10 protein-coding genes are annotated in these 12,574 nt (G+C 40.6%); 2 read left to right on the plus strand and 8 right to left on the minus strand.

Going from position 1 to position 12,574, the window contains the following annotated elements; genetic code table 11:
• The first annotated feature begins 109 nt into the window (after positions 1–109).
• A complete protein-coding gene (locus A3GE_RS0109095; RefSeq protein ID WP_018356951.1) occupies positions 110–1,405 on the plus strand; it encodes an NAD(P)/FAD-dependent oxidoreductase in 1,296 nt (431 codons plus the stop codon).
• A gap of 80 nt (positions 1,406–1,485) precedes the next feature.
• Here A3GE_RS0109095 and asnC read toward each other — a convergent pair whose 3' ends face one another.
• The gene (gene asnC, locus A3GE_RS0109100) at positions 1,486–1,938 is read right to left on the minus strand and encodes a transcriptional regulator AsnC (protein WP_018356952.1); all 453 of its coding nucleotides are present in this window, start codon (positions 1,936–1,938) and stop codon (positions 1,486–1,488) included.
• A gap of 153 nt (positions 1,939–2,091) precedes the next feature.
• Between asnC and asnA the strand changes: the two genes are divergently transcribed.
• Positions 2,092–3,084: an aspartate--ammonia ligase gene (gene asnA / locus A3GE_RS0109105; protein ID WP_018356953.1), complete on the plus strand. Its 993-nt coding sequence runs from the start codon at positions 2,092–2,094 to the stop codon at positions 3,082–3,084.
• A 45-nt stretch (positions 3,085–3,129) separates the two neighbouring features.
• On the opposite strand, the gene serA is transcribed toward asnA, so the two are convergent.
• From serA to rpe, 7 genes are all read right to left on the minus strand, one after another.
• Positions 3,130–4,362, minus strand: coding sequence for a phosphoglycerate dehydrogenase (serA, locus tag A3GE_RS0109110; protein WP_018356954.1), 1,233 nt, complete (start codon positions 4,360–4,362; stop codon positions 3,130–3,132).
• Positions 4,363–4,392: 30 nt separating this feature from the next.
• Positions 4,393–5,052: a ribose-5-phosphate isomerase RpiA gene (rpiA, locus tag A3GE_RS0109115; protein WP_018356955.1), complete on the minus strand. Its 660-nt coding sequence runs from the start codon at positions 5,050–5,052 to the stop codon at positions 4,393–4,395.
• A gap of 105 nt (positions 5,053–5,157) precedes the next feature.
• On the minus strand, positions 5,158–6,309 hold the full coding sequence (gene hemW / locus A3GE_RS0109120; RefSeq protein ID WP_026215460.1) for a radical SAM family heme chaperone HemW: 1,152 nt from the start codon (positions 6,307–6,309) through the stop codon (positions 5,158–5,160).
• 125 nt (positions 6,310–6,434) lie between these two features.
• The gene (locus A3GE_RS0109125; RefSeq protein ID WP_018356957.1) at positions 6,435–7,997 is read right to left on the minus strand and encodes an AbgT family transporter; all 1,563 of its coding nucleotides are present in this window, start codon (positions 7,995–7,997) and stop codon (positions 6,435–6,437) included.
• Positions 7,998–8,187: 190 nt separating this feature from the next.
• Positions 8,188–10,602 carry an endopeptidase La gene (gene lon / locus A3GE_RS0109130; RefSeq protein ID WP_018356958.1) on the minus strand — a complete coding sequence of 805 codons (2,415 nt, stop codon included), beginning with the start codon at positions 10,600–10,602 and terminating at the stop codon, positions 8,188–8,190.
• 125 nt (positions 10,603–10,727) lie between these two features.
• Positions 10,728–11,402 carry a phosphoglycolate phosphatase gene (locus A3GE_RS0109135; protein WP_018356959.1) on the minus strand — a complete coding sequence of 225 codons (675 nt, stop codon included), beginning with the start codon at positions 11,400–11,402 and terminating at the stop codon, positions 10,728–10,730.
• Positions 11,403–11,450: 48 nt separating this feature from the next.
• Complete coding sequence (gene rpe / locus A3GE_RS0109140; protein ID WP_018356960.1) at positions 11,451–12,125, minus strand: ribulose-phosphate 3-epimerase; 675 nt, start codon at positions 12,123–12,125, stop codon at positions 11,451–11,453.
• Positions 12,126–12,574: the final 449 nt, after the last annotated feature.

Consider the following 12,574-nt stretch of genomic DNA (forward strand, 5'->3'; position numbering starts at 1 on the left):
CAAAATGCATAAATTTTATGCGCCGGACAGTATAACATTTTTTGCAAAGGGTTTGACATATTTCCCCATCGGCGTAAGATTTCGCCAGTTTTTATCAACGAGAGGTTTTATGCTAACTTTTGCTCATCGAGAACACGTTTCCTCCTATTATTTTGATTCACGTAATCAAGATTTCCAACTTCCTCCTTTAACACAAATCAAACACGCCGATGTCTGTGTGATCGGCGCAGGCTTTTTTGGTCTATCCGCTGCATTAGAGCTAGCCGAGAAAGGTAAAAAAGTGATTGTATTGGAAGGGGCTAGAGTGGGATTTGGGGCGTCCGGTCGCAGTGGAGGGCAAGCCATAAACGGCTTTGAAGAAGGCATTGATGAGTATATTAAACAGCTTGGCTTTGATAAAGCACGTCAACTTTGGGAAATGTCGCTGGAAGCCATTGATATTATTGATGAACGCATCACAAAATATGGTATTCAATGCGACTGGAAAAAAGGCTATGCGACCCTTGCATTGAACTATCGCCGTATGGATGACCTGATTGAAATGGAAAAAGCCAGCCATAAAAATTTTGGCTATCAAAATATGCAGCTTTGGGACAAAGCGAAACTAAAACAGCATTTAGGTAGCGATATCTATGTAGGTGGTTTATACGATAGCAATTCCGGTCATTTGCATCCTTTCAATTATTGCCTAGGATTGGCAAAAGCCTGTTTAGATCTCGGTGTGCAGATTTTTGAACAATCACCTGTGGTAGATCTTATCGAAAAAAGCGGTTGTATTGAGGTGAAAACCGACCAAAGTGCGGTCATTTCTCAAGATGTTATTTTAGCCACTAACGCTTATATTGATGCACTCCCTAAATCTATCCACCGTGGCATTAACCGAAAAATTATGCCGGTAGAAAGTTTTATTATTGCTACCGAACCCTTAAGCCAGACCGTGGCAGACTCTGTGATTAATAACGGAATGTCCGTATGCGATAACAATTTGTTGCTCGATTATTATCGTTTGAGTGCAGACAATCGCCTGCTTTTCGGCAGTGATTCCAGTTCGGAAAAAGATATGGTCGCTGTAATGCGACAAAATATGTTGCACGTTTTCCCCCAATTAGAGAATGTAAAAATCGACTACGGTTGGGCTGGACCGATTGATATGACAATGAACTCTAGCCCGCATTTCGGGCGAATTTCCCCACATATCTATTTTGCGCAAGGTTATTCAGGCCATGGTGTAGCATTAACGGGATTGGCTGGGCGTATTGTTGCGGAAGCAATTTTAGGCAATGACGAGCGTCTGCAAATTTTTGAAGGATTAAAAGTGCCTTCCGTTTACGGTGGAAAATGGGTGAAAAATTTAGCTACGAAGATCGGGGTGAAATACTATCGGTTTCTAGATAAATACCGTTAAAAATGAATTTGAAATTGACCGCACTTTGCTCAGTGTCATTTTGTTTTTATGAGTAAAGTGCGGTGTTTTTTTAAGATATTTTAAGGCTTAATATCCCTCAAAATAGGATTTTGCATTGAAATCAGCGTTTCAGTAGATTGGATCTCATCAATTAACTGAATTTTTGTCGCCAGAACGGAATGCAATTCGGCAATGGTGTGGGTCATCACCTTGATGAAAATCGAGTAATTTCCCGTTGTGTAGTAGGCTTCGACCACTTCATCAAAGGTTTCCAATTTTTTAATTACTTTCTCGTAATCCTTCGCACTTTTCAAAATAATCCCGATAAAGCAACATACGTCATAGCCGAGTTTACGTTCGTCAATAATCACTTTTGTACCTTCAATAATGCCGGATTGACGCATTTTTTCCACACGAACGTGAATTGTTCCGGGGCTGACGCCAAAATTTTTTGCCATTTCAGCATAGGGCGTGCGTGCATCTTTGGTGAGTACGCGAAGAATTTGTTGATCGAGATTATCAATATTGTGCATAAAATAGCCTCCATTAGAATTATTCTAATAAATTATCATTTAATTAGATAATATTTAAAATTATTTTAAATGTAAACAAAATACTTGAACAATAACTACGATTTACTGAATAATACGCAAAACTCAACTTATTATTAGAAATAGGCGGAAAATATGAAGAAAACATTTATTTTACAACAACAAGAAATTAGTTTTGTTAAAAACACCTTTACTCAAAACCTGATCGAGCAATTGGGCATTATTGAGGTGCAAGGCCCAATTCTTAGCCAAGTGGGTAACGGTATGCAAGATAATTTATCCGGTATTGAAAAAGCGGTTCAAGTCCACGTGAAATGTATTCCAAATGCCGTATATGAAGTGGTTCACTCTTTGGCAAAATGGAAGCGTCATACTCTTTCACGTTTTCATTTTAAAGAGGGGGAAGGTCTTTTTGTTCATATGAAAGCCTTACGTCCCGATGAGGATTCTTTAGATCCGACCCACTCCATTTATGTGGATCAATGGGATTGGGAAAAAGTGATTCCGGAAGGTCGCCGTAACCTTGCTTACTTAAAAGAAACCGTTAATTCTATTTATCGTGCTATTCGCTTAACGGAACTTGCGGTAGAGGCCCGTTTTGATATCCCTTCCATTTTGCCAAAACAAATTACCTTTGTTCATAGTGAAGATTTGGTAAAACGCTACCCTGATCTTTCCAGTAAAGAGCGGGAAAATGCCATTTGTAAAGAATATGGTGCGGTATTTTTGATTGGTATTGGCGGTAAATTATCCGATGGTAAACCACATGATGGACGTGCACCGGATTATGATGACTGGACAACGGAATCTGAAAACGGCTACAAAGGTTTAAATGGCGATATTCTTGTGTGGAACGACCAACTTAACACAGCATTCGAGCTATCCTCTATGGGGATCCGTGTGGATGAATCTGCGCTTCGTTTGCAAGTCGCTTTAACCGGTAAAGAAGATTGCTTAAAAATGGCTTGGCATCAAGAATTGTTAGACGGAAAATTACCTCTCTCAATCGGTGGCGGAATTGGTCAGTCACGTTTAGCCATGTTCTTGTTGCGTAAGAAACATATTGGCGAAGTGCAATCAAGCGTATGGCCGAAAGAAATGTTAGAACAATATCAACACATTCTTTAACGTTCCTAAAAAAGTGCGGTTGATTTCAACCGCACTTTTTTATTATTAATATAATATTCGTGCTCGTATTGTGCCGTCAATTTCTCGCAGTTTAACTAATAAAGGTTCGGCATTCTCTGTTTCCACATCCACCACAACATAACCGATTTTCGGGTCGGTTTGTAAATATTGTGCGGCGATATTGATATTGGCTTCTACAAAAATTTGATTGAGCTTGTTCAATATACCCGGACGATTTTCGTGAATATGCAACAAACGTTTAGTGCCTCCGTGTTCCGGTAAAGAAACTTCCGGAAAATTCACAGAGGATAACGTAGAACCATTGTCGGAATATTTCACAAATTTACCGGCCACTTCAAAACCAATATTCTCTTGCGCTTCTGCTGTGGAACCGCCAATATGCGGCGTTAAAATCACATTATCAAATTCACGCAATGGCGAGATAAATTCTTCATTGATTGAAGCCGGTTCAACAGGGAATACATCAATTGCTGCGCCGTGAATTTTGCCTTCTTTTAAGGCTTTGGCAAGAGCATCAATATCCACCACCGAACCGCGCGCCGCATTGATTAAAATAGAACCTTGTTTTAGCTGTGCAATACGCTCCGCGCTCATTAAATTACGGGTTGAAGGTAACTCCGGTACATGCAAAGAAATCACATCGCAAGATCCAAGCAGTTCTTTCAGACTACGCACTTGCTTAGCATTACCCAACGGTAATTTATTTTCAATATCATAGAAATACACGTCCATACCTAAAGATTCCGCAATAATGCTTAATTGAGAACCGATATGACCATAACCTACGATACCTAATTTTTTACCGCGCACTTCGTGTGAACCGGTGGCGGATTTATTCCATACACCACGATGCACTTCTGCATTGGCTTGCGGCACATTGCGCATCAAAAGCAAAATTTCACCTAACACTAATTCTGCAACGGAACGCGTATTTGAGAACGGTGCGTTAAATACCGGAATTCCCCGTGCTTTTGCCGCATTAAGATCAACCTGATTGGTGCCAATACAAAAACAGCCTACCGCAATAAGTTTTGGTGCGGCATCAATCATTTCCTCAGTTAAATGCGTACGTGAACGCAACCCGATAAAATGCGCATCTTTAATCGCTGCCTTCAGCTCATCGCCATCAAGGGCTTTTTTGTAATAATCAATATTAGTATAGCCTGCGGAATGCAAGGTATCCAATGCACTTTGATGCACCCCCTCCAACAATACAAATTTGATTTTTGATTTGTCGAGTGACACTTTATTTGCCATGTTTGCCTTCCTTATATTTATTTATATAAATTATTCGATAATTTTTGCACCTTCAGGTGTGCCGACAATCACGATATCCGCACCACGTAAAGCAAAAATACCATTTGTTACCACGCCGGCAACATTATTGAGTTCTTTTTCCATTTCCACCGGATTTAGAATAGCAAAATTATGCACATCTAAAATCACATTACCGTTATCCGTCACCACACCTTCCCGATATTCCGGCGCACCGCCAAGTGCGGCTAATTTTCTGCCCACTTGTGAGCGGGCCATTGGAATTACTTCCACTGGCAATGGGAAGGTTGAACCCAACACATCCACTTGTTTGCTGGAGTCCACAATACAAATAAATTTTTTCGCTAGAGCAGCCACGATTTTTTCTCGCGTCAATGCGGCTCCGCCGCCTTTAATCATCATTTTTTGCGGATTGATTTCATCTGCGCCGTCCACATAAATATCTAATCCCGACACCTCATTTGCACTAAATACTTCAATGCCTTGTTTACGCAACAATTCTTCAGAGGTCTTTGATGCAGCCACTGCACCTTTAATTTGATGTTTCATCGCCCCTAAGGCTTCAATGAAGCAATTTACGGTAGAACCGCTGCCCACGCCCACAATGGTATCTGCTTTCACATATTGCAATGCCGCTTGAGCCGCCAATTTTTTCATTTCTAATTGATCCATTTCTTTTTCTCTTTTTAAGAAGTAAACGATTGCGTTACTTTAATACGCTAAAATTAAATAAACAAGTGCAAATTTTGATAGCTCATCATGAAAAAATGACATGGCTTAATCTTCTGTTAAAAACAATGCTAATAGTTCATTTAAAAATAATTTCCCATGTTCGGTAATCTGCCAAGCGGTTTCCGTTTCCACGATATAATTTCTTTGCAGTGCAATTTCAATCTGATTTTTGACCGCACTTTGTGCCAACCCTGTATAAGCCTCAAATTCCTCTTTCGGTACTGCTTCCAATAAACGAAAACGATTCATAAAAAATTCAAAAGGGCGGTCAATTTCAGGGACGTTTTTTTCTTCATAAAGATAGTCTCCTCTCAAGTAGCCTTTCGGGTGCTTTGTTTTTGAAAAACGCAGAATCTCCCCATCGGGAAAAGTGAGTTTTCCGTGCGCCCCACAGCCAATCGCTAAATAATCGCCAAAACGCCAATAATTCAAATTGTGTCGGCATTGAAACCCCGGTTTAGCATAAGCGGAAGTTTCATACTGTTGATATCCTGCGGCGGTGAGTAATTGATGCCCTTGCTCAAAAATATCCCAAAGTGCGTCTTCATCGGGCAAGGTTGGAGGACGATAGGCAAACATTGTATTAGGCTCAATGGTGAGTTGATACCAAGAAAGATGAGGAGGTGAAAGCGCAATGGCTTGCCGTAAATCATCCAAGGCTTCAACAAGAGTTTGGTTGGGTAGCCCGTGCATCAAATCCAAATTGAAACTTTGCAAACCGGAAACTTTCGCCAAATTGACCGCACTTTTTGCCTCTGCCCCATTATGGATTCGTCCGAGACGCTGAAGTTTTTCATCGTTAAAACTTTGAATCCCCATCGAAATTCTCGTCACACCTGCCATCACATAGCCCTTAAAGCGTTCTGCTTCTACTGTACCGGGGTTAGCTTCCAAGGTGATTTCAATTTCCTGTTCAAAGGGAATATGTTTTTTTACTTCATTCAACAAATACGCAATACTTTCCGCAGAAAATAGGCTCGGCGTTCCTCCTCCAATAAAAATAGAATGTAATTTACGCCCTTGAATCGATGAATTAAAACGTGCCAGATCAATTTGTAAATCTTGCAACAAGTGATGAATATAATCTTTTTCGGGAATCTTACCTTTCTGAGCATGAGAGTTAAAATCACAATAGGGACATTTCTGCACACACCAAGGGATATGGATATAGAGAGAAAGTGGGGGAAGTCTAAGCATAATAATTCACAGACTGAAAAAAACTTGTGCTATTTTATGCGATTATGAAACACAACGGAAAAAATTTAAAATAGGCTCTGCATTGAGAGCCTTATTATCTACAAAATGGTCAAACAACCCCTTCGTTATGGCGTTGAAAAATAAGTAAATGAGCCTGGTCCAACTGGTAAACCAAACACAAAAACCCATAGATAGAAAAGAGTCATCCAGCCGATGATAAAAGTAAATGAATAAGGGATCATCATCGCCATTAGCGTCCCCACACCGGTATCTTTTTTGTAACGAACCGCCACCGCCATAATCAAGCCGAAATAACTCATCATCGGCGTGATAATATTCGTTGTTGAATCACCAATACGATATGCCGCCTGAATCACTTCCGGAGCATAACCAACCAACATCAGCATCGGTACAAAAATAGGTGCGGTTAATGCCCATTGCGCTGAAGCGGAGGAAATCATTAAATTAATAAATGCACAAACCAATATGAACCCAACAAAAAGCACGGGGCCTGTTAAGCCAAGATCAATAAGTAAATTAGCCCCTTTTACAGCAACAATTGAGCCTAGGTTCGTCCACTTAAAAAATGCCACAAACTGTGCCGCGAAAAATACCAATACAACGTACATTCCCATTGAAGCCATACCTTGCGACATAGATTTTACAATGTCTTGAGAAGATCTCATTGAACCGGTGACTCGCCCATAGATATAACCGGGAATAGCAAAAAAGATAAAAATGAAGACCACAATACCATGTAAGAAAGGCGAGCCCGCCACAAGCCCTGTTTTGGTATTACGCAAGATGCCATCTTCGGGAACAATTGTCCATGCAAGTAGTGAGGAAAAAATTAACATTGCAATTCCGGCCCACATCAATCCCTTTTTCTCATTAGGTGTTAATTTTTCCACTTTATTTTTAAGAATAGAAGGATCATCCGCATTCTGGGAATCATACTTTCCTAATTGTGGTTCAACGATTTTTTCTGTGACCAAATAGCCTAAAATGCTCACTAAAAATGTACTAACAAACATAAAATACCAGTTTGCTTCAGGTCCGACGACATAATTCGGGTCAATTAAACGGGCCGCTTCTTGAGTAATTCCCGATAAAAGAGGATCTACCGTACCTAATAGTAAATTAGCACTATATCCGCCTGAAACACCGGCAAATGCAGCGGCAAGTCCGGCAAGAGGATGACGACCAAGCGCATGAAAAATCATTGCGGCAAGAGGGATTAATACCACATAACCCAGTTCTGCCGCCGTATTTGACATAACACCAGCCAATACAATAGTGAAGGTCACTAATTTTTTCGGTGCGCCAACAACTAACCCTCTCAACGCCGCAGAAATCATACCTGAAGATTCAGCAATAGATACCCCAAGCATTGCCACTAAAACTGTACCAAGTGGCGCAAAACCGGTGAAATTTTTTACCAAACTGCTGACCATATAAGCAAGCCCTTCTTGGCTAAGCAGGCTTTTCACGATAATATCGCCTGAATGATTAGGGCGGGGATCCAAAACGCTCACATCAAAATAATGCAAAATCGCTGAAAGTACGATCAAAATACCACACATCAACATAAATAAAATGATAGGGTGAGGCAGTAAATTTCCAAGCCATTCCACCCCTTTTAAAAAATGCTGAATTCTGCTGTTTTTTTGAGGAACTGTTGATGACATATGCGCGTCCTTTTGTTTTGGTTAAAAAATAGTCTTCATATTCGCATATTTTTTACCAAACACAAAAATAAAGTTTCACTTCTATAACAATAACATTACATTTTATTCAACTCTTCACTTGAACCGTCAAAAAATCAAAGTTTAGAGATACAAAAAGGGCTTGTTTTCACAAGCCCTAAAAAGTATTCAACTAATTGACCGCTCTTGTTGTTTTCGTGGCGGCTTTACGACGAGGCGCTTTGGGTTTGGCTTCCACTTTGACAAACTCCACACCTTCCGGTGGATTTTCAAGTGCCAAGCCTAACACTTCATCAATGGTTTCTACCGAATGAATAACAAGACTTTGTTTCACATTATCCGGAATTTCTTCCAAATCTTTTACATTATCTTTTGGAATCAATACGGTTTTAATACCGCCACGGTGTGCCGCTAAGAGTTTTTCTTTTAAGCCGCCAATTGGCAATACTTTACCACGTAAACTGATTTCCCCTGTCATCGCCACATCCGCACGCACCGGATTGCCCGTTAAACAAGACACAAGCGCCGTACACATTGCGATACCCGCACTTGGACCGTCTTTTGGCGTTGCGCCGTCCGGTACGTGAATATGAATATCACGTTTTTCATGGAACTCAGGGTTAATACCAAGTTTATCGGCACGTGAACGAACCACCGTCATTGCCGCTTGGATGGATTCTTTCATCACATCACCAAGAGAGCCGGTAAAGGTTAGTTTACCTTTACCCACCACAGAGGCGGTTTCAATGGTAAGCAAATCACCGCCCACTTCTGTCCACGCCAGACCTGTTACTTCGCCTAGACGATTTTGCGTGTCCGCTTTACCAAACTCAAAACGTTTCACACCAAGATAATCATGAAGATTGTCAGCATTAACCGTGATAGATTTTAGCTTAGGATTCACTAATAAATTTTTCACCGCTTTACGACAGATTTTGGAAATTTCCCTTTCCAAATTACGCACGCCAGCCTCTCGGGTGTAATAGCGGATAATGTCTAAAATAGCACTTTCCTCCACCACTAATTCACCTTTCTTCAAACCGTTACGCTCAATTTGTTTTTGTAACAGATGACGCATCGCGATATTCAGTTTTTCATCTTCCGTGTAACCGGAAAGGCGAATCACTTCCATACGATCAAGTAACGGCCCCGGAATATTCATAGAATTTGAGGTCGCCACAAACATCACATCGGAAAGATCATAATCCACTTCTAAATAATGATCGTTAAAGGAGGTATTTTGTTCAGGATCAAGCACTTCTAATAGGGCAGAAGCAGGATCACCACGCATATCCGATGCCATTTTATCGATCTCATCAAGCAAGAATAATGGGTTTTTCACTCCCACTTTTGCCATTTTTTGAATGAGCTTGCCCGGTAATGCACCAATGTAGGTTTTACGGTGACCACGAATTTCCGCTTCATCACGCACGCCACCAAGTGCCATTCGCACATATTTACGCCCTGTTGCATTGGCAATGGATTGACCGAGTGAGGTTTTACCCACCCCCGGTGGTCCAACTAAACAAAGAATTGGTCCCTTAATTTTATTGAGACGCGCTTGCACCGCAAGATATTCTAAAATGCGTTCTTTCACACGCTCCAATCCATAATGATCGGCATCTAACACTTGCTGTGCTTTGGCAATATCTTTTTTTACTTTCGTGCGTTTATGCCATGGCACTTGGATCATCCATTCGATATAGCTACGGACCACGGTGGCTTCTGCTGACATTGCTGACATCATTTTGAGTTTTTGCAGTTCGCTTTCCACTTTATCACGCACTTCTGCCGGCATACCTGCCGCTTCCACTTTTTGACGAAGTTGCTCCACTTCATCAATGGTGTCTTCATTTTCGCCATCGTCCATTTCTTTGCGAATAGCTTTAATTTGCTCGCTCAAATAATAGTTACGTTGGCTTTTTTCCATTTGTTTTTTTACGCGACCTCGAATGCGTTTTTCCACTTGTAGAATATCCGCTTCCGACTCCATCATACCAAGCAAATATTCCAAACGTGCTTGCACATCAGCTAATTCCAACACACTTTGTTTATGGCGAACACTCACCGGCAAATGGGCAGCCATGGTGTCTGCAAGGCGATCCGCATCATCAATACGTTGTAGAGCGCCTAACACATCAGCCGGCACTTTTTTATTCAAGGTCAGATAATTTTCAAACTCGGACAATACCGCATTTTTTACAATATCTAATTCTTTTTCATTACCTTGGACGGTATCAATTGGGGTGATTTCTGCTGAAAAAAATTGTTCCCCTTCTTCCAGATGATTGATTTTTGCACGTTGTTGCCCTTCCACAAGCACTTTTACTGTGCCATCAGGCAATTTTAAAAGCTGGATAATATTAGCAATGGTGCCCACATCAAACACATCATCAGTCGTCGGCTCTTCTAAATCCGCTTGTTTTTGTGAAACCAAGAGAAGCTGTTTATTTTCGTTCATCGCTTCTTCAAGGGCATTAATGGATTTTGCACGCCCCACAAAAAGCGGCATCACCATATAAGGGAAAACCACGACATCACGTAACGGTAGTACGGGCATCGTGCGTTGTATTCTTTTGGCGTTCATATCTTCTCTCTAATTCTATTTCGACAATTTGGAATAATATGGGGGTGGGTTTGGTGAATTCAAGGTAATCGGGTTAATTAGGACATTAAAGTGCGGTCGTTTTTCACCGCACTTTTTGGGAAAAATTAAAGAATCTTTAATAATTGACCAAAATCATCAAATACCCAATCCGGATTGGATTCGCTAATTGGAATATTGTAATTATAACCATAGGTTAATCCTACAACGGCACAACCGGCAGCATGTGCTGCGAGAATGTCATTTTTAGAATCCCCCACAAATAATACTTGTCGAGGTTCAACCCCAAATTTACCACACAAATAATAAAGCGGTCCCGGATGCGGTTTGATTGCAGGCAAAGATTGTCCGCCCAACATTTCGCTAAATAAATGATCAATGCCAAATGCCGCCAACACAGGTTGAACGTGTTTAGTCGGTTTATTAGTAACCACCGCTAACGTATAACCTTTCGCTTTTAATGCTTCCAAGGTTTCTTTTACATTCGGATATAATCGGCTCACATTGCAAAGATTTTCGCCATAATAATAACTAAAGCGATCTTTCACTTTTTCTACATCCGCTTCACTTAATGTTTTGCCGGTTTGTTCTTTTGCCCAATCCAATGCTCGAGCAATCAATACCGGCGCACCGTTACCAATCCAAGTTAAAACAAGGGCTTCCGGTGCTTGTGGCAAACCAAATTCTGCCAATGCCGAATTTACGGATAAGGCTAAATCCGGCAAGCTGTTGACTAACGTGCCGTCTAAATCAAAACCAATGAGTTTAAACTGTGTTTTCATTAACGCTCTCTTCTCCATACTACAAAATGAGGAAATCCAAGATAAATCCTATCCTTGGATAGTCGCGAGTTGATGTCTCATTTGATCAATCACTTGTTTATAATCCGGTTGATCAAAAATCGCCGAGCCCGCCACAAACATATCCGCACCGGCAGCAGCAATTTCCGCAATATTATTCACTTTTACACCGCCATCCACTTCTAAACGAATATCAAAACCGCTGTCATCAATCATTTTTCGTGCCTGTTGTAGCTTTTTCAATGTGGCAGGAATGAAGGATTGTCCACCGAATCCCGGATTCACGGACATAAGTAAAATCACGTCCACTTTATCCATCACATAATCCAAATAACTCAATGGCGTTGCAGGATTAAACACTAAACCGGATTTACAACCATGATCACGAATCAACTGCAAAGAACGGTCAATATGCTCGGAACTTTCCGGATGGAAAGTAATATAATTCGCCCCCGCTTTGGCAAAGTCAGGGATAATCCGATCCACCGGCTTAACCATCAAATGCACATCAATCGGTGCGGTAATACCATAATCACGTAAAGCCTGACAAATAACCGGACCGAAAGTCAAATTTGGCACATAATGATTATCCATCACATCAAAATGAATCAGATCTGCACCGGCATTAAGCACATTTTGAACATCATCTCCAAGGCGAGCAAGGTCGGCTGAAAGAATGGAAGGGGCAATAAGGTAAGGTTTCATCGTCATCTCCTAGGGGTAATCACCGCTCTAGTTTACTACGTTAAAACAGAAATTGCCTTGATTATTTATAGGAAAATTTCAATATTATGTAGCAGTTGCACAAAGTTGTTTTTTTGTTCTCTTGTAGGGACACACTGCGTGTGTCCGAATTTTAACCTATTGAAATAATTTGATTTTTATAACGGACACACGCAGTGTGTCCCTACGTTTTATTAAAATTTCTGTTTTTGTGTATTTGCTACATAATACCGGAAAATTTTGAAAAAATGACCGCACTTTAACTATTCCATGAATTGAGAAGTACAAATTAATAGACCGATCAACGTTCATAGAACTTTATTATTTTAATGCTGTTTTAATTTTGTGATAAAGCTCTCAAAATTAAAACTTCATTATTGTTTTATTTTTGGAGTATCACTACACTCAAAAGAATACAGCGCATCGCTGTG

Origin of the sequence: Rodentibacter pneumotropicus DSM 21403, assembly GCF_000379905.1 — a bacterium.
In the GTDB taxonomy this organism is placed as follows: domain Bacteria; phylum Pseudomonadota; class Gammaproteobacteria; order Enterobacterales; family Pasteurellaceae; genus Rodentibacter; species Rodentibacter pneumotropicus.